We start from the raw sequence: 17669 nt of genomic DNA, 5'->3' as shown, positions 1-17669 counted from the left end.
CGCACGCCTTGCCTTAGCTTAGGCCTCCCCAAACACCCGCTTGAAGATCGTGTCGACATGCTTGGTGTGGTAGCCGAGGTCGAATTTCTCGCGGATCTCGGCTTCGGAGAGGGCCGCGGTCACGTCCTTGTCGGCAAGCAGCTCCTCAAGGAAATCGGCGCCGTGCTCCCAGACTTTCATAGCGTTGCGCTGCACCAGCCGGTAGGCGTCCTCGCGTGACAGGCCGGCCTGGGTCAGCGCCAGCAGCACGCGCTGCGAATGCACCAACCCTCTGAACTTGTTGAGGTTCTTCTCCATGTTCTCGGGATAGACGAGCAGCTTGTCGACGACCCCGGTGAGGCGCGCCAGCGCGAAATCCAGCGTTACCGTCGCATCCGGCCCGATCATGCGCTCGACCGAAGAATGCGAAATGTCACGTTCGTGCCAGAGCGCCACGTCCTCCATCGCCGGCAGCGCCATTGACCGCACCATACGGGCAAGGCCGGTGAGGTTCTCGGTAAGCACCGGGTTGCGCTTGTGCGGCATCGCCGACGAGCCTTTCTGGCCCGGCGAGAAATACTCTTCCGCTTCAAGCACTTCGGTGCGCTGCAGATGGCGGATCTCGACGGCCAGGCGTTCGACTGACGAGGCGATGACGCCCAGCGTGGCAAAGAACATGGCATGCCGGTCGCGCGGGATCACCTGGGTCGACACCGGCTCCGGCTTCAGCCCGAGCTTTGCCGCAACATGCTCTTCGACATAAGGTTCGATGTTGGCGAAGGTGCCGACCGCGCCGGAGATGGCACATGTAGCAATATCCTCCCGCGCGTGCACCAGACGCTCGCGGCAGCGGGAAAACTCAGCATAGGCCTGTGCCAGCTTGACGCCGAAAGTCGTCGGCTCGGCGTGGATGCCATGGCTGCGGCCGATGGTGACGGTGTCCTTATGCTCGAAGGCACGGCGCTTTAGCGCCGTAAGCAAGGCATCGATGTCGGCGAGCAGGATGTCGCTGGCGCGGGTCAGCTGCACGGCAAGGCAGGTGTCGAGCACGTCCGACGAGGTCATGCCCTGGTGGATGAAGCGGGCGTCCGGTCCGACGAACTCGGCGAGATGGGTGAGGAAAGCGATGACGTCATGCTTGGTGACGCGCTCGATCTCGTCGATCTTGGCGACGTCGAATTTGGCCGCGCCGCCTTTTTCCCAGATGGTCCTGGCCGCTTCCTTCGGGATGACGCCCAATTCCGCCAGCGCATCGCAGGCATGCGCCTCGATCTCGAACCAGATGCGGAAGCGGGTCTCGGGCGACCAGATGGCGACCATTTCCGGCCGGGAATAGCGAGGGATCATCCGTTTTTCAGTCCTGCCTGGGAGAAGCGTCGGCCGCGTCCTAACAGAGGCGGGCCCAATGCTCAACGCCGCTGCCGCGCAAACCATATGCTTGTCGCGACAAGCGCCGCAAAACCCGCCGCAAAATAGAACCGTACGCCAAGCGCGAGAAACTGGTAGAGCGCGGTCAACAGCGTGAAGGTGAATTCATGTCTATCACGCCATGGTGAACGAGACGTACCCTGCGATGCATCCAATCCGGCGTTCATTTGTTATTGTCGGCCGTCTCGCATCCGAAGGGGCACATCCAGCGGAGAACCAGCATGAGCACCGACATCAGCAAGATACGCGGACATATGGAAGTGATCGGCGCCGATGGCGTCCATATCGGCACTGTCGACAAGGTCGAGGGTGACCGGATCAAGCTGACCAAGGCCGACAGCGGCATGGGCTCGCATAAGGGTCATCATCATTACATTTCGCTCGCCCTGGTCGCGGAGATCGACGGGCAAAAGGTCTGGCTTTCCGCGAATTCCGATGTCGCGGTCACCTTCGAGGAAGAGAAATCCGATCCGACCTGACCTTTGTTCTCGAGCAATTCCGGACGGAAAGCTACGGCGAAGACGCCGAGCCCAACCGCCGCACACTTTTCCTGGAATTGCTCCAGTCAGCGCGACGACCAGACGGGAAACAGATCGCCGTCGGCCGGCGTCGCGGCATGCACGCCGCGGGTGATGGCCCGCGCCATCGTCGCACCGGCGGCCGCAAACAGGTCTATCGCGGCATCGGCGTTGAGTTCGATGCCGCTCCTGCCGGTCGCCAGCGCAAACACCAGATCGCCGTCCGCCGGCGTATGGGTCGGCCAGATGGCACGGGCAAAGCCATCATGCGCCGAAATAGCCAGCCGCTTGGCCGCCGTCTTGGTCAGCACGGCGTCGGTGGCGATGACGGCAATGGTAGTGCTGCCGGCTTCCCCATGCCCGCCGTCGGGCCTGTCGCGGTATTTCAGCAGGATCTTCCTGGCATCTTCGGGCAGCGGATCGGGATAACCCAATCCACCGAATTCGTCGCCGATCTCGAAGGGCGCCGCCCAGAAATGGCGGCTGCGGCCGACCGTCACCGAGCCGGTGGGGTTGACGGCGGCGAGCGCGCCGATTGTGACGCCGCTGTCGAGAATGGTCGAGGCGGAGCCAAGGCCGCCCTTCAGTCCGAAGGTCAGCGCGCCCGTGCCGGCGCCCGCCGTGCCGATGGCGAAATCCATTGTTGCCGCCTGCACAGCCTCATAGCCGAGCTCGCGATAGGGCGGATAAAGGCCCCAATCCTTGTCGCCGCCATTGCGCAGATCGAACAGGATCGCAGCCGGCACGATCGGCACGCGGAAGCCGCCGACCTCGACGCCGATGTTTCTCTCGCGCAGCGCCGCCTGCACGCCGGAGGCAGCGTCGAGGCCGAAGGCGGAGCCGCCCGACAGAACCACGGCATGGATCGCGGCGATCGAATTCTGCGGCTCGAGCAGGTCGGTCTCGCGCGTGCCCGGCGCGCCGCCCAGCACCTGGACGCCAGCCACGGCAGGCTCGTCGCACAGCACCACCGTGACGCCGGATTTGAGCCTTGGGTCGGTGGCATTGCCAACACGAAGGCCCGTAACGTCGGTGATCAGATTGCGCGGTCCGGTGTGGAACATCAATTGCCCTCCAGCGGTACGAAATGCGTGCCGTCGAAGCGGAAGACGCGGAACGGGTTCTGGCTGAGGTCGCCCTTGTCGTCGAAGCGGATGGTGCCGATGGCGGTCGCGAAATCATGGCCGGTCAGCGCATCGCCGAGCGGCTGGCCGGAGCTTTCCGCGCTGGTCAGCGCGGCCTTGGCGATCTCGACTGCCGCATAGGACGGCAGGGTGTAGCCGTCCGGCACGATGTTTTTTGCGCCGAAGGCGTGCACGATCTTGGGGTCGGCTACCTCCGACCATTCCGGCGTTGCGATCATCAGCGTGCCGACGGCATAGGGTACATCGCCCGGCGGCGTGCGCAAGTTCTCGCCGCCGGCAAAGGTGATGCCGGCGTCGAGGGAGGCGGCGTCGCGACCCATGATGGCGATGTCGTCGCCGTCGCCGCCGGCGAACACTTTTGTCGCGCCGGCCTTTTTCAGCCGGCCGACCAACCCGATCTGGTTGTCGAGCTGCGGCCGGAACGTGTCGACGAAGACCGGTTTCAACGCTGCCTGCTCGGCCGCGGCGCGAAAGGTCTCGGCCATTTCGCGGCCATAGATGGTGCCGTCATCGACGATGGCGAACAGGTCGTTGCGCCACAGCTGGGTAAGCCTGGCGGCAACCGCGTTGCGCTCATCGTCGCCGCGCGGGCCGAGCCGGTAGACCGGCCAACCGGTCTTGGCGCGCCGGTCGGTCAGGCTTTCGGTGCGCACGCCGACTGTGATGGCCGGAATGTTGGCATCCTTCAGGATCGGCAGCGCCGCCTCGATCGCCTCGGTGCAGAGAAAACCCACCACGACATTGACCTTGGCGTCGACGAATTCCTTTGCCGCCGCGGCGCCGCCATCGGCGGTGCAGGCATCGTCGACGGCTTTCACCGTAATGCCGGTTGCCTCCGCCGCCAGGCCCGCGCCATTCTCAATCTGCTTGCCCAGGATCGCCGACGGACCGGAAAGCGGCGCCGCAACGCCGACCAGCGTCTCGGCGTCGGCGCTCGCTGCCAGCGACAGCCAGAGCAGCACGGCTGATGTCGTCGTGAGAAGACGCATTCGGGCTAAGAGATCCTCCATGCCGGGGATACAATCCCGACACTATTCCAAGAAATGCCTAAAGGCTGGCTAAGCGCCGCGCAACACGCGAATTTGCGGATTGCGGTCAAGCACTTCGCCCGTGATAGGTAACTTGTGGCGTGCAATATGCCGCCATATATAACGGGCTTGTTCCGACAGGTGGATTATCGCGTGCTGAAGATCAATGACATCGGACCGCAGCACTATCGCGATGCGATGGCGCATTTTGCCGGCCATGTGCATGTGGTGACCACGGACGGGCCCGGCGGCAAACGAGGCGCGACGGTGATCGCCGCCTGTTCGGTTTCGGACACGCCGCCGACGGTGCTGGTCTGCCTCAACCGCGAGAACGCCAAGAACGAGGCTTTCATCAAAAACGGCAGGTTCGCACTCAACACGCTTGCCTCGGACCAGGAAGCCGTCTCGGTCGGCTTTTCCGGTGCCACCGGGTTGCCGGCGGACGAACGCTTTGCGCTTGCCGAGTGGGATGTGATTTCGACCGGCGCGCCGACGCTGAAGGGTGCGCTTGCCGTGTTCGACTGCGAGATCATCGATGCCAAGGACCTTGCCACCCACCGTGTGCTTTTTGGCAAGGTGACAGGCTTGCGCATCGGCGATAATTTGCGGCCGCTGATCTACCACAACCGCGGCTATCACGTTCTTTGAAACGGGCGGGCGGGATCCACGGAGACGAGATGACCGCGCCGCGCCCCGTGCCGAAAACGATCGACGAAACGCTCGATCTTTTGACGGGCGCGGATTATGTGGCGGATCGCCCGCTGGCGACCGTGCTGTTTTTATCGCTGCGCATGAAGCGGCCCTTGTTCCTCGAAGGCGAGGCGGGCGTCGGCAAGACCGAGATCGCCAAGGTACTGGCCGACGCGCTCGGTCGCCGGCTGATCCGCCTGCAATGCTATGAAGGGCTCGACGTCTCCTCGGCCGTCTATGAGTGGAATTATGCCGCGCAGATGATCGAGATCCGCATGGAGGAGGCGGCCGGCAAGGTCGTGCGCTCCGACATGGAGCGCAACGTCTTTTCCGAAAAATACCTGATCCGCCGCCCGGTGCTCGACGCGCTGACCGGCAAGGCCGGCGCGGCGCCGGTTTTCCTCATCGATGAGCTCGACCGCACCGACGAGGCCTTCGAGGCGTTCCTGCTCGAGATCCTGTCGGACTTCCAGGTTACGGTTCCCGAGCTCGGCACGATCAAGGCGGAAGAGCCGCCGATCGTCATCATCACCACCAACCGCACCCGCGAAATCCACGACGCGCTGAAGCGGCGCTGCCTTTATCATTGGGTCGACTATCCCAATGCCGAGCGCGAGCTGGAGATCGTGCGCCGCAAGGTGCCGCAGGCGAACCGCCGGCTGTCGGCGGAGGTCGTGTCGTTCATCCAGAAGCTGCGCCAGGTCGAGCTGTTCAAGGCGCCCGGCGTCGCCGAAACCATCGACTGGGCCGGTGCGCTGACCGAACTCGACAAGGTGGCGCTCGATCCGGAGACCGTGTCCGATACGATCGGCGTGCTTTTGAAATACCAGGACGATATCGCCCGCATCGGTGAGGGCGAAGGCCGGCGCATCCTCAATGAGGTGAAGGCCGAGCTTTCGGCGGCGGAGTAGGGGCGGTGCCCTTGCCGCGTTCGGAACCCAAGGAGGCGCGCGCCGATGGGCGTATCGCCGACAACATCGTCTATTTCGCCCGCGCCTTGCGCAAGGCTGGCATGCGCGTCGGCCCGGCCTCGGTGAAGGACGCCATCGAGGCGGTGCTGGCCGCCGGCATCGGCTCGCGCGACGATTTCTACTGGACGCTGCATGCGGTGCTCGTCTCGCGGCACGAGGATCATCCCGTCTTCGACGAGGCCTTCCGCCTGTTCTGGAAATCGCGCGAGCTGATCGAGAAGCTGCTGGCGATGTTTTCGCCAGTCGCGCCGGACGATCGTGAAAAGCAGAAGCCGCGGGCGGCCGAGAACCGCGTCAGCCAGGCGATGTTCGAGGGCCACCAGAAAAATCAGCCGAGGGAAGTACCGGAGATCGAAGTTGATGCGCGCCTTACCTTTTCGGGCAATGAGGTGCTGCGCGGGAAGGACTTCGCCCAGATGGATGCCGGCGAAATGGCCGAGGCCAAAAAGGCGATCATGGCCTTGCAACTTCCCTTCGATCTCGTCCGCACACGGCGCTTCAAGGCCGACGCCAAAGGGCGCCGCGTCGATCCGCGCGCCATGATGCGCTCGGCCGCGCGCACCGGCGGTGAGCTTATACTGCCGAAATTCCGCTCGCAGCGCGAAATGCATCCGCCGCTGGTGGTGCTTGCCGACATTTCCGGCTCGATGAGCCAGTACACGCGTATCTTCCTCCACTTCCTGCATGCGCTGACGGAAAAGCGGCGGCGCGTGCACGCCTTCGTCTTCGGCACGCGGCTGACCAACCTGACCCGCCAGATGCGCCACCGCGATCCGGACGAGGCGCTGGCCGAATGCTCGGCGGCGGTCAAGGACTGGTCGGGCGGCACCCGGATCGGCGATACGCTTGCCGAGTTCAACCGGTTGTGGTCGCGGCGCGTGCTGGGACAGGGCGCTGTGGTGCTTTTGATCACCGATGGGCTGGAGCGCGACGACGTCACCGGCCTTTCGCAGGAGATGGAGCGGCTGCATAAATCCTGCCGGCGGCTTATCTGGCTCAACCCGCTGTTGCGCTTCGACGGGTTCGAGGCCCGCGCCCGCGGCGTCAAAGCGATGTTGCCGCATGTCGACGAGTTCCGGGCAGTGCATAATCTCGACGCGCTGACCGATCTTTGCGCCTCTCTCGACCAGCGGCCGGCGGCCTCGGTCGATCCGCGCCGCTGGTTGCAAACTGGCGGGAGGCGCGCCGCGTAGCCATATGCTCTGCCAGGGAATGTCCCGGCGGGAAAACAGACTTTGTGAGAAGCGACGATGGATGAGAGCAATTATCTCGATGAGGCCCGCGATCCCCTGATCATCGCGGAGGGCTGGATGAAGGACGGCAAGGATGTCGCCATCGCGACCGTGGTCGAGACCTGGGGTTCGGCGCCGCGTCCGGTCGGCAGCCATCTTGTTATCGATGCCGAAGGGAATTTCCATGGCTCGGTCTCCGGCGGCTGCGTCGAGGGCGCCGTGGTGACGGAGGCGATCGACGTCATCGGCTCGGGCAAGGCCAGGATGCTGGAGTTCGGGGTCGCCGACGAAACGGCCTGGCAGGTGGGCCTTTCGTGCGGCGGCCGCATCAAGGTCTATGTCGAAAGGCTGGGCTGACCGCCGTGGATCCGTATATTCTAAAGACCCTCAACGAAGAACGCCGCGCCCGCCGCGCCGCGGTGCTTGTCACCGACCTTGGCGATGGCCGCGACCGCATCGTGCGCGAGGGCGACCATGTCGCGGGCGATCTAGGGGCGGCAATCGCCAATGCGTTCCTTACCGGCAATTCGCGGTCGGTGGAGGCGGAAGGGCGGACCTTCTTTCTCAATGCGCATCTGCCGCGGCCGCGCCTCGTGGTGATCGGCGCGGTACATATCAGCCAGGCGCTGGCGCCGATGGCCAGGATCGCCGGCTACCCGGTCGAGATCATCGATCCGCGCACCGCTTTCGCCACCCCTGAGCGCTTTCCCGACGTCGCGCTGCATGCCGAATGGCCGGAAGACGTGCTGAAGCGTGCGCCGCTGGACAGCTACACGGCGCTCGCCGCCGTCACCCACGACCCGAAGATCGACGATTTCGCGCTGAAGGCGGCGCTCGATGCCCGCTGCTTCTATGTCGGGGCGCTCGGCAGCCGCAAGACCCACGCCAAGCGTGTCGAGCGCTTGCTGGCGCTCGGCGCCGGCGCCGACCAGATCGCCCGTATCCACGCACCGATCGGCCTCGATATAGGCGCCGCCAGCCCGGCCGAGATCGCTGTCGCCGTCCTTGCGCAGACAATCCACGCCTTCCGCTCGCGCGGTCTCGAAGCAAAAGGCGCCGTGGCGTGAAATTTGGACCGGTTCCGATCGACGAGGCTGAAGGGGCGGTGCTGGCGCATGCGACGGCCGCGGGCGAAAAGCGGTTCCGCAAGGCGCACCGGCTGAGCCGCGAGGATATCGCGGCGCTCAAGGCTGCGGGCATCGCTGAAGTCGTCGCGGCGGTCCTTGCTGAGGGCGATCTCGGCGAGGACGCCGCCGCCGCGAAGATCGCCGCCGCGATGAGCCATCGCAACATCGAGATCAAGCCGGCCGCGACGGGGCGGGTGAACCTGCATGCAGGCGCCTCGGGCGTCTTCACCGTCGATGCCAGGATGATCGACGCCATCAATGCCGTCGATCCGGCCATCACAATAGCGACGCTGGCGCAGCATGCGCCGGTCGAGCAGGGCCAGATGGTGGCAACGGTGAAGATCATTCCTTTCGCCGTCGCCGCAAGCCTGGTGGACAAAGTGGTGAGGATCTGCGCCGGCCGCGAGATCTTTGCGGTCAACGCCTATCGTCCCATCAATGTCGGCGTCATCCAGACGGTGCTTCCCGGCGTGAAGTCGAGCGTGCTGGACAAGACGCTCCGCGTCACCGAGGCGCGGCTGGCGCGTTCCGGCGGCCGGCTGACGGCCGAGCGGCGCACGCCGCATGAGATCGCGCCCGTCGCCGCAGCCGCAACCCAGTTGGCGCGCGACAATGACATGGTGGTGATCTTCGGCGCCTCGGCGATGAGCGATTTCGCCGATGTCGTGCCGGCCGCGATCGAACGCGCAGGTGGCACCGTCATCCGCGCCGGCATGCCTGTCGATCCCGGCAATCTGCTGGTGCTTGGGACGCTCGACGGCAAGCGCGTCGTCGGGGCGCCGGGATGCGCGCGCAGCCCGAAGGAGAACGGCTTCGACTGGGTGCTCGATCGCCTGATTGCCGGGCTCGATGTGACGGCTCGCGATATTGCCGGCATGGGCGTCGGCGGGCTTCTTATGGAAATCCCGACAAGGCCGCAGCCGCGCGAGCCGGCGCCGCAGCCGGCAAGGTCGGCGCTGAAGGTCGATATCGTGCTTCTGGCCGCCGGCCGTTCGAGCCGCATGGGCGGGCCGAACAAGCTTCTGGCGTTGTTCGATGGCGAGCCGCTGGTGCGCCGCACTGCTTCGCGCGCACTGGGCTCGAAGGCCGCCAGCACCGTCGTCGTCACCGGCCATCAGCGCGAGCGCGTGCGTTCCGCGCTAGCCGGCCTCGGTGTGACAGTCGCGGACAATCCCGATTTCGCCGACGGCCTGGCCTCGTCGTTGAAGGCGGGCATTGCGAAGGTCGCGCCCGACTCGGCCGGCGCGATGATCGTGCTCGGCGACATGCCGGGCGTTTCGTCGAAGGACCTCGACAGCCTGATCGATGCGTTCCGCAGCTCTGGCGGTCGCTCCGTGGTGCGCGCCTCGCACCAGGGCAAGCGCGGCAATCCGGTGCTTTTGCCGCGGTCGCTTTTCGCGGCGGTCGCGCAGCTCGAGGGCGATACCGGCGCGCGCCATCTGGTCGAAGCCGAGGGTCTCGACGTTATCGATGTCGAGATCGGCCAGGGCGCATCGATCGATGTCGACACGCGCGAGGCGCTGGAAGGGGCGGGCGGCGTCCTGCAGGATTGACAAAGCAGAGCCGAATTTCGCATGCCTCTCGGCATGTCATTGCGCTTCCTCCTCGCCCTGCTCGTTGCAACCGGTTTTACCGTCCAGGCTGCCCATAGCCAGACGCTTTCGCTAAAACCGTTCAAGGACGACCTCTTCGGTTATCCAGCGACACTGTCCACCGGCGACAACGGCGCCTACACTGTGCTCGACTATCATGAGATGCGCGACATCAACCAGCGCGACGAGGTGCCGGAAAGGCGTGTGCGCGCGCAATACACCGACCCCGGCGTGCGCAAGGTGCAGCAGGACCTGATGCTGAAGACCGACGCCGGCGATGTCAGGCATGTGGCGGTCGGCAGGACGGAAGGCGCTTCGATCATCGTTCTCTACCTGCATGGACAAGGCGGCAGCCGCAAGCAAGGCGTCGACGACTTCACCTTCGGCGGCAACTTCAACCGCATCAAGAACCTGATGGCGCAGAATGGCGGGCTCTACCTCTCGCCCGACTTCCCCGATTTCGGCGACAAGGGCGCGGCGCAAGTCGCGGCGCTCATCGATCACTACGCCCAACAATCGCCCGGCGCGAAGATCTTCGTCGCCTGCGGCTCCATGGGCGGCATGATCTGCTGGAAGCTCGCCGCGCGCAAGGATACGGGCGGCCGCATTAACGGGCTGCTGCTGCTCGGCTCGCTGTGGGACGACAGCTTTTTGACCAGCCCCGCCTTCAAGCGCCGTGTGCCGGTGTTCTTCGGCCAGGGCAGCCATGACGTGGTCTTCCCGGTGGAAAAGCAGGAAGCCTTCTTCCACTCGATCCTGGCCAAAAAATCCTATCCGACACGCTTCGTGCGCTTCGAGACCGGCACGCATGGCACGCCGATCCGCATGGTGGACTGGCGCGGCACGCTGAACTGGATGCTGACGAAAGCGCCCTGATCCTTCTGCCGAGGCTCAAGGCGCTGTGTTGTAGTCGATGATGGTCTGCGGATTGATCTCGCCGTCATAGGACGCATCGACGTCGTACTGGACGAGCGAAAAATCGCCGTTGCGGAACAGATAGGTCCCCGATGACGAGGCGTCCCCTACGCCACGCCATTTGTCGGATGTGGTGATGGTTTTCGTGTTCTCGTCATAGTCCGAGTTGGTCGCCCAGCCGCTGGTCTTGAAGCCAATGATGTGGATCGATTCGACCTTGCCTTCGCTGTTGTTGTTCTCGTAGCGGATATCGAGATCCGGCTCGGTGAACTGCAACTGGGTGACGCCGTTGACGTCATCGGCGACGTAATAGACCGCGGTTTCGTTGTAGGCGGCCATCGAGCAGAAGAAGCGGAACAGCCGCGTCTCGCGCTCCGGGTCGGAGGCTTGAGCGTTCTTGTCCTTGTAGTGGATCGAATGGGCCTCTGGCTCGCCGATCGGCTTGCCGTCGGGATCCTGTTTGTCGCACTGCCCGGCATAAGTGGCGAGAAACGCCTTCTTGGCCTGCTCCAGCGCTTCGTCCTTCTTCGGCGGCGGCGGGCCGTCGCCGCAGCTCGCCGGCACGGCGCTGTCGAAATCCTCGGTCGATGGCTTCAGCGCGCCCTTGTCGATGAAGATTGGCTGGAAGGGCGGCTCCTGGATCTGCGCATTGACCTGGCGGACCGTGTAGCAGCCCGCGAAGACCTTGGCCTCGCCCTTCTTGTCGGTCGCCTGGATGGCGACTGGGACGCTGTAATAGATGCTGCCGGCGGCACCTTCGTCCGATACAGCGCCGGTCTTGACGTCGACGCTGTCGGTGCCGTCGTAACCTTTCACGAAAGCGTTGAAATCCTTAGCTGGCTTTGTATCGCCGAAATAACCCCAGGCGCGGGCGAATTCATGGCGATTGATGGCGCTGTAAAGCGAGCGGATGACGGCGTCGGCGCTGGACCTGTCGTCGATATAGGGCGCATCGGCCGCAAAAGCGGAATGCGCGAAGCCGGCCAGTGAGAGAATGACGGTCGCTGCGAAAACGGCTTTTTTCATCGAATCCTCCGGTCGGTAACGAAAATACTACCATGGCGATTGCGGCGGCGTGGTGACGCCGTGGGCAGGACCGCTTGAAGAATCGTGGTGGGAAGCGCTAGTTCACGGCCCGCGGCGCTCGGGCCGCCTGGGGAGATTATCCGTGACCATTTCCATGTACGACATATCGGTTGGCGTCTTTTCCGCCCGGCTGAAGGCGCTGGCCAGCGTGCTGACGGCGGCGGAGCAGAATGCCGGCGAACGCAAGATCGATCCGCAGGTGTTTCTCACGGCGCGGCTGGCGCCGGACATGTTCGCGCTGGCCAGGCAGGTCCAGATCTCCACCGACCATGCCAAGGGTGCGCCGTCGCGGCTCGCCGGCCGCGAGGTGCCGAAATATGAGGACAATGAAGCGAGCTTTGCCGAGCTGCAGGCTCGAATCGCCAAGACGCTCGACCTTCTGGCCTCGTTCTCGGTGGCCGATCTGGAAGGATCGGAGGACAGGACGGTCCAGGTGAGGCTCGGCGGGCGCGAAACCACGCTGCCCGGCCTGCAGTACCTGCTGCATGTGGCGATGCCGAATTTCTACTTCCACGTCACCACGGCCTACGACATCCTGCGCCATAATGGCGTGCCGCTCGGCAAGCAGACTTTTCTCGGAAATCGCTGACTTTTGAATGACTTGGAGGTTTCCCGGCATCCCGGGAAACCTTTTTGGTCCAGCTCGGCTCAGCGGATCGACATCTCGCGCGCGATGCGCGGAAAATCCGCCGGCTTGATGCCGATATCGGCGCGGTCGGTATTGCTCATCGCATTCAGAAGCGCGAGCGCCGCGCGGTAACGCTGGTGTTCCTGCGGCCTTGGCCGTGCGAACATTTCAGTGAAGAACCCCATGACTCAATAGCCCCTGTTGGTCCTCCCGACCTCAGAATATAATCGATTTGTTAAAATTGTGCAGTGCAGCAATTGCATGGCTGCCATGCCGAACTAATTTTTTCCGCCATTATCGATTTTTCGTGAAACTTTTCGGCAGGCTCAACCGTAGGCACCGATGCCGGCTCATGGCTGGCTTTTTCCTCGCCACTCCTGGCGACCTTGCCGGACTGCACGAGATGCAGTCCGGCTTTTTATTCGATGATTCAGGCAGTCTCTTCGGACGTAAAAGCCGGCAATTGTTAACGTCGCCAGAATTCATTTTTAACGAGAGCGCCCTATGTTCAACGGCATCAATGCATGCCGTCACCACAGGAGGAGGCTGAGATCGGCACCGGGAACAAGCTCGATTTCGCTTCGTTGCTCGACGACCTGATCGTCGCTTCGGAGAAAGGCGAGGAGCAGGGCGCCCGGCCGTCGATCCCGTTCGACTATCTGTCGGTGGCCGACGAACTGCATTCCGGCCGCATCAAGGTCGCCGGCGAGAGCGTCGCCGCTGAATACCGCGAGGCTGGCGCCGACCTCGCGGCGGAGTTCGCAGCGCTTCTCGACCAGGCGAAACTGGCGCTTGCCGGCGAAGAGCACCGGCCGGAGGAAAAGCTGCCGCCGATCGACCCCGAAGCGATCGCCGATGAGCTCGGTCTCGACCGTCCGGCCAAGAATGCCGATTTCGGCCGCATCCGCCGCAACTTCGCCTTCGCCAACCATCCGGACCGGGTCGCGCCGCATCTGCGCCAGCGCGCCATGATCCGCATGCAGGTGGCCAACATGCTGATCGACGAGGCCAAGCGGCGGGCTTTGGCTGGGGCCAGGCGATAGTTCCTTCCACCAAGATTTCCGCGACCTCGGTGAACCGTCGCAAGCGTTCGAAATTGGCTCGAGCCTCCCAAAAGTCGTCATCCTTGGGCGTAGCGACGCGGAGCGGAGCGAAGACCCAAGGATCCATGCCGTAACTTCGGCTGAAGGATGCAGCGGAGCAGAATTCTGTACCGTTGCAACGCCTTAACGTCACGGCATGGATCCTCGGGTCTGCGCGCGTCGCTTCGCTCCTTGCTCCGCCCGTGGATGACGAACTGATTGGCGCTTCGGCCAACCTCCACACTATGCGACTTTGCCAAACGCGAGCGTTTTGCTCTATGTTCCGATTTCCTCCCCGCGCTGTCCGCGCAACCTCCCGCCGGAGTCATTTTATGCACAAACGCCGCCTCGGTCGGACCGATCTCCTTGTTTCGCAAATCTGCCTTGGGTCGATGACCTGGGGTCAGCAGAACACCGAAGCCGAAGGCCATGCGCAGATGGATCTGGCGTTTTCGCGCGGGGTCAATTTCATCGACACGGCCGAGCTTTACTCGATCCCGCCCAAGGCGGAGACGCAAGGGCGGACCGAAAAGATCATCGGCAGCTGGATGAAAGCCAACCGCAACCGCGACAAGGTCATCCTCGCCTCGAAAGTGGTCGGCCGCACCGCCAACACCTGGTTCCGGGGCGACCGTCCGTCGAAACTGGTGCGGGCCGACATTTTCGACGCGGTCGAGAAATCGCTGGTGAAGCTCGGCACCGACTATATCGACCTCTATCAGATCCACTGGCCCGACCGGGATATTCCGTGGGGCTCTAACCCGACGCGCGTCGGCGCGGTGGCGCGCCGGCCCGATGCCGCGGGCGCGCCCGACGACGAGACGCCGATTGCCGAGACGCTCGCCGTCTTCGAGGAATTGGTGAAAGCCGGAAAGATCCGCCATCTCGGCCTCTCGAACGAAAGCTCCTGGGGCGTCATGCGCTTCGTCTTCGAAGCCGAGAAAGGCATCGGCCCGCGCGTCGCCTCGCTGCAGAACGCCTATAACCTCGTCAACCGCACCTTCGAGGTGAACCTCGCCGAGGTCTGCGAGCGCGAGGAGATCGCGTTTCTTCCCTATTCGCCGCTGGCTCAGGGTTATCTCACCGGCAAATACAATCATGGCGCGCGGCCGCAGGGTTCGCGCTCGCAGCTCTTCAACCGCGGCCAGCGCTACGAGACGCCGAATGCGGCGGAGGTGCTGCTGGAATACACCGAGCTGGCGCGCTCCTTCGGCATGGAGCCGGCGCTCTTCGCCAACGCCTATGTGACAAGCCGGCCCTTCGTGACCGCGAACATCGTCGGCGCGACCAGCGTCGGGCAACTCGACATGGCGCTGTCCTCGGCCGAAGTCACCTGGACGGAAGAGATGCAAAAAGCGGTCGACGTCATCCACCAGCGTGTCGGCAATCCGTGCCCGTGATCGGCAACCGTCCGGGAGAGGATAAGGGGAGGAAGACGATGGCAGATTTTCCGATCGAGGCTGTGCGCGGCAAATTTCCGGCACTTTCGCTGACCGACAATGGGCGGCGCCGCATCTATCTCGACAATCCCGCCGGCACGCAGGTGCCGCAGGGGGTCGCGGACGCGGTGTCGCGCTGCCTGCTCACCACCAACGCCAATCTCGGCGGCTTCTTCGAAACCACGATCGCTGCGCAGCATGTGGTCGACGCGGCGCATGCCGCGATGGCCGATTTCCTCAACGCGGCCAGCGTCGAGGAGATCGTCATCGGCGCCAACATGACGACGCTGACCTACCACATGTCGCGCACGCTCGGCCGCACGATGAAGCCCGGCGACGAGATCATCGTCACGCGCATGGACCACGAAGGCAATGTCTCGCCCTGGCTGCAGCTTGCCGAGGATCTCGGCCTTGTCGTGCGCTTCCTGGCCTTCGACGAGCAGAGCTGGCAGGTCGAAGAGGCAGCCCTCAAGGCGCTGCTTTCGGACAAGACGCGCCTCGTGGCGCTGAATTATGCCTCGAACCTCACTGGCTCGATCAACCGCGTGCAGGCGCTGACCGCGATCGCCAGGCAGGCCGGGGCGCTGGTCTATATCGACGCGGTGCAATTCGCGCCGCACGGGCTGATCGACGTGCAAGAGCTCGACTGCGATTTCCTGATCTGCTCGGCCTATAAATTCTTCGGGCCGCATATGGGCATATTGTGGGGGCGCCGCGACGTCATCGACGGTCTCAAACCTTACAAATGCCGTTGCTCGTCGAACGGGCTGCCGGAGCGGTTCGAGCTCGGCACGCCGCAGATCGAGCTGATGGCCGGACTGACGGCCGCGATCGACCATTTTGCCGATCTCGGCGCCGCCGCCGGCGAGGGCGGCTCGCGGCGGCAGCGGATCGCCAAGGCGTTCGAGGTGTCGATCGCTTATGAGAACGCGCTGGCCCGGCAATTGATCGAAGGCCTGTCCGATATCGAAGGCCTGGTCATCCGCGGCATCACCGATCCGGCGCGCCTTGCCGAGCGTGTGCCGACCGTTTCCTTCACCGTCGAAGGGATCGCGCCGGAAACGATCGTGCGGCAGATGAACGCCGAAAACATCTTCCTGTGGTCAGGCCATAATTACGCGTGGGAGATCGTCCACCAGCTCGGCATCCCGGCCGAGCAGGGCGTCGTGCGCATCGGCATTGCGCACTACAACACGGCGGCCGAGATCGAGGAGACGCTGGAGAGCGTTCACCGTGTAATCGCGATGCTACGGCAGGAACGATCGTAACGCTCTATCGCTGCTTGCCGCCGAAACCGGTCAGGAAAGCGGTGAGGTTGTCGCCCAGCGCATCGCAGAGATAGCCGCCTTCCTGAACGATGACTGTGGGCAGTCCGTGCCCGGCAATCGCTTCGCCGATGCGCGAAAAGCCCTGGGTCGTCACCGACAGGCCGCCGAACGGATCGCCCTCGAAGGCGTCGAGGCCAAGCGCCACGACCAGCGCTTCCGGCGCGAAGGCGCGGATGCGCTGGAAGGCTGTGGCAAGTGCTTCGAGGAAGGCCGCATCGGCTGATTTACGCGTCAGCGGCAGGTTGAGATTGTAGCCGAGGCCGGGGCCGTCGCCGCGCTCGTCGGCATGGCCCCAGAAGAACGGATAGAAGCGCACCGGATCGGCGTGCAGCGAGACGGTGAGCACGTCGGGTCGGGCGTAGAAGATGCCTTGCGTGCCGTTGCCGTGATGCAGGTCGACATCGAGGATGGCGACACGGGCGGCGCTTTTCCGGAGCACCTGCGCCGCGACCGCCGAATTGTTGATGAAGCAGAAGCCGCCGGCGACATCGGCGAAGGCATGATGGCCCGGCGGGCGGCAAAGCGCATAGGCCGAAGGCGCGCCGGCCATCACCACCTCAGCGGCCTCCACCGCGCTCCACGCGCTCCACAGCGCGCTGTCCCAGGTCTCGGCCGAGATCGGACAGGCGGTGTCGGCCATGTGGTAGCCGGCCTGGCCGACAGCAGAGGCCGGATAGGAGCCGTTGCGGGCGATCGGATGGATGTTCGGGATGACTTCCGCCGAAGCGCCTTCGATGCGCTGCCACCGCATGAAGATGTGCTCGAGGAAGTCGAGATACTCAGGCGTATGCACCGCCGCGATCGGGCCAAGTCCATGTTTCCTCGGACGTTCGATCGTCAAGCCGGCCGATCTTGCGCCGGCTAACAATCTCTCGATCCGCTCCGGCTTTTCCGGGTTTGGCTGCGGCGCGCCGCTGGAGAGGAAAGCCTTGGGATCATGGCGTTTCTGCTCCTCGGCATAGAAGGCTTTCATCGTCATTCCTCCGGCGCGTCGGCAAAGGCGAAGAAGGCATCGCCGACGATTTTCTGCACCTGCTCGTAGCTCGACCAGCCGATGCCCAGTCTTTCATAGAAGGCCTTGGCGGTCTCGTTGTCGGTATCGACGGATAGCCTGAGATAGACACCTCCGGCCGCGCGGCATTCCCTGGCAACGCACCGCAGCAGCTTTTCGCCAATGCGGCGGCCGCGAAAACGGTCCTCGACATAAAGGTCCTGCACATAGACACCCGGGCGGCCCATCCAGGTCGAGAAGATCGGGAAATGCAGGCAAAGTCCGGCGAACTCGCCGCTGATTTCGGCAATCAAGGTCGAGAAGGCGGGCTTTTCGCCGAAGCCGTAGCGGCGAAGGTCTTCGGGTGTCGAGGTGATTTCCTGATGCGCGCCGATATGAGTGCCGAGACGCAGCAGGGCGGCGTGGATGGTTTCGACGTCGTCGATGCGCCCGGGGCGGATGACTGTCTTGGTGCCTTCCTGCCGCATTG

General features: G+C 64.1%; 19 protein-coding genes. 12 read left to right on the top strand and 7 right to left on the bottom strand.

The window, feature by feature from the left end:
* Nucleotides 1-18 precede the first annotated feature (18 nt).
* The gene (purB, locus tag EN852_RS10405) at nucleotides 19-1326 is read right to left on the bottom strand and encodes an adenylosuccinate lyase (protein ID WP_127875106.1); all 1308 of its coding nucleotides are present in this window, start codon (nucleotides 1324-1326) and stop codon (nucleotides 19-21) included.
* A 302-nt stretch (nucleotides 1327-1628) separates the two neighbouring features.
* On the opposite strand from purB, the gene EN852_RS10400 reads away from it, so the two are divergent.
* Nucleotides 1629-1886 (top strand): DUF2171 domain-containing protein, encoded by a 258-nt coding sequence (locus EN852_RS10400; protein WP_040982323.1) that lies wholly within the window; start codon nucleotides 1629-1631, stop codon nucleotides 1884-1886.
* An 86-nt stretch (nucleotides 1887-1972) separates the two neighbouring features.
* On the opposite strand, the gene EN852_RS10395 is transcribed toward EN852_RS10400, so the two are convergent.
* Together EN852_RS10395 and EN852_RS10390 are read right to left on the bottom strand one after the other, a co-directional pair.
* Nucleotides 1973-2989, bottom strand: coding sequence for a P1 family peptidase (locus EN852_RS10395; RefSeq protein WP_127875107.1), 1017 nt, complete (start codon nucleotides 2987-2989; stop codon nucleotides 1973-1975).
* Nucleotides 2989-4059, bottom strand: a complete 1071-nt coding sequence (locus EN852_RS10390; protein ID WP_127875108.1) for a branched-chain amino acid ABC transporter substrate-binding protein — start codon at nucleotides 4057-4059, stop codon at nucleotides 2989-2991. Before EN852_RS10390 ends, EN852_RS10395 begins: the two co-directional genes overlap by 1 nt.
* A gap of 192 nt (nucleotides 4060-4251) precedes the next feature.
* On the opposite strand from EN852_RS10390, the gene EN852_RS10385 reads away from it, so the two are divergent.
* From EN852_RS10385 to EN852_RS10355, 7 genes are read left to right on the top strand one after another with little or no spacing between them, the layout of a single operon-like run.
* Nucleotides 4252-4746 (top strand): flavin reductase, encoded by a 495-nt coding sequence (locus EN852_RS10385; protein WP_127863767.1) that lies wholly within the window; start codon nucleotides 4252-4254, stop codon nucleotides 4744-4746.
* Nucleotides 4747-4775: 29 nt separating this feature from the next.
* Entirely contained in the window at nucleotides 4776-5699 is a 924-nt protein-coding gene (locus EN852_RS10380) for a MoxR family ATPase (RefSeq protein WP_127863768.1), read from the top strand.
* A gap of 11 nt (nucleotides 5700-5710) precedes the next feature.
* Complete coding sequence (locus EN852_RS10375; RefSeq protein WP_127875109.1) at nucleotides 5711-6952, top strand: VWA domain-containing protein; 1242 nt, start codon at nucleotides 5711-5713, stop codon at nucleotides 6950-6952.
* A 57-nt stretch (nucleotides 6953-7009) separates the two neighbouring features.
* Nucleotides 7010-7348: an XdhC family protein gene (locus EN852_RS10370; RefSeq protein ID WP_127863769.1), complete on the top strand. Its 339-nt coding sequence runs from the start codon at nucleotides 7010-7012 to the stop codon at nucleotides 7346-7348.
* 5 nt (nucleotides 7349-7353) lie between these two features.
* A complete protein-coding gene (locus tag EN852_RS10365) occupies nucleotides 7354-8058 on the top strand; it encodes an XdhC family protein (protein ID WP_127875110.1) in 705 nt (234 codons plus the stop codon).
* Nucleotides 8055-9671 (top strand): molybdopterin-binding/glycosyltransferase family 2 protein, encoded by a 1617-nt coding sequence (locus tag EN852_RS10360; RefSeq protein WP_127875111.1) that lies wholly within the window; start codon nucleotides 8055-8057, stop codon nucleotides 9669-9671. The genes EN852_RS10365 and EN852_RS10360 overlap by 4 nt, the downstream gene beginning before the upstream one ends.
* Before the next feature lie 33 nt (nucleotides 9672-9704).
* The gene (locus EN852_RS10355) at nucleotides 9705-10586 is read left to right on the top strand and encodes an alpha/beta fold hydrolase (protein ID WP_127875332.1); all 882 of its coding nucleotides are present in this window, start codon (nucleotides 9705-9707) and stop codon (nucleotides 10584-10586) included.
* Between the two features lie 15 nt (nucleotides 10587-10601).
* Here EN852_RS10355 and EN852_RS10350 read toward each other — a convergent pair whose 3' ends face one another.
* On the bottom strand, nucleotides 10602-11651 hold the full coding sequence (locus EN852_RS10350) for a DUF1176 domain-containing protein (RefSeq protein WP_127875112.1): 1050 nt from the start codon (nucleotides 11649-11651) through the stop codon (nucleotides 10602-10604).
* 142 nt (nucleotides 11652-11793) lie between these two features.
* Between EN852_RS10350 and EN852_RS10345 the strand changes: the two genes are divergently transcribed.
* Entirely contained in the window at nucleotides 11794-12300 is a 507-nt protein-coding gene (locus EN852_RS10345) for a DUF1993 family protein (RefSeq protein ID WP_127875113.1), read from the top strand.
* 59 nt (nucleotides 12301-12359) lie between these two features.
* On the opposite strand, the gene EN852_RS10340 is transcribed toward EN852_RS10345, so the two are convergent.
* Complete coding sequence (locus EN852_RS10340; RefSeq protein ID WP_112098519.1) at nucleotides 12360-12524, bottom strand: DUF1127 domain-containing protein; 165 nt, start codon at nucleotides 12522-12524, stop codon at nucleotides 12360-12362.
* Between the two features lie 339 nt (nucleotides 12525-12863).
* On the opposite strand from EN852_RS10340, the gene EN852_RS10335 reads away from it, so the two are divergent.
* The 3 genes from EN852_RS10335 (at nucleotide 12864) to EN852_RS10325 (ending at nucleotide 16128) form a co-directional block, all read left to right on the top strand.
* Nucleotides 12864-13382, top strand: a complete 519-nt coding sequence (locus EN852_RS10335) for a hypothetical protein (protein WP_189545811.1) — start codon at nucleotides 12864-12866, stop codon at nucleotides 13380-13382.
* A 371-nt stretch (nucleotides 13383-13753) separates the two neighbouring features.
* Nucleotides 13754-14821, top strand: coding sequence for an aldo/keto reductase (locus tag EN852_RS10330; RefSeq protein ID WP_127875114.1), 1068 nt, complete (start codon nucleotides 13754-13756; stop codon nucleotides 14819-14821).
* Between the two features lie 38 nt (nucleotides 14822-14859).
* Nucleotides 14860-16128 carry a cysteine desulfurase-like protein gene (locus EN852_RS10325; protein WP_127875115.1) on the top strand — a complete coding sequence of 423 codons (1269 nt, stop codon included), beginning with the start codon at nucleotides 14860-14862 and terminating at the stop codon, nucleotides 16126-16128.
* Between the two features lie 4 nt (nucleotides 16129-16132).
* Here the strand turns inward: EN852_RS10325 and EN852_RS10320 are convergent, their stop codons facing one another.
* Both EN852_RS10320 and EN852_RS10315 read right to left on the bottom strand, forming a co-directional pair.
* Nucleotides 16133-17161, bottom strand: coding sequence for a histone deacetylase family protein (locus EN852_RS10320; RefSeq protein ID WP_127875116.1), 1029 nt, complete (start codon nucleotides 17159-17161; stop codon nucleotides 16133-16135).
* Between the two features lie 2 nt (nucleotides 17162-17163).
* On the bottom strand, nucleotides 17164-17667 hold the full coding sequence (locus EN852_RS10315; RefSeq protein WP_127875117.1) for a GNAT family N-acetyltransferase: 504 nt from the start codon (nucleotides 17665-17667) through the stop codon (nucleotides 17164-17166).
* Between the last annotated feature and the right edge of the window lie 2 nt (nucleotides 17668-17669).

This window comes from Mesorhizobium sp. M2E.F.Ca.ET.209.01.1.1 (assembly GCF_004010375.2).
GTDB lineage: Bacteria > Pseudomonadota > Alphaproteobacteria > Rhizobiales > Rhizobiaceae > Mesorhizobium.
The sequence above is the reverse complement of the archived record's forward strand: the minus strand, read 5'-3'. Positions and strand labels throughout refer to the sequence as shown.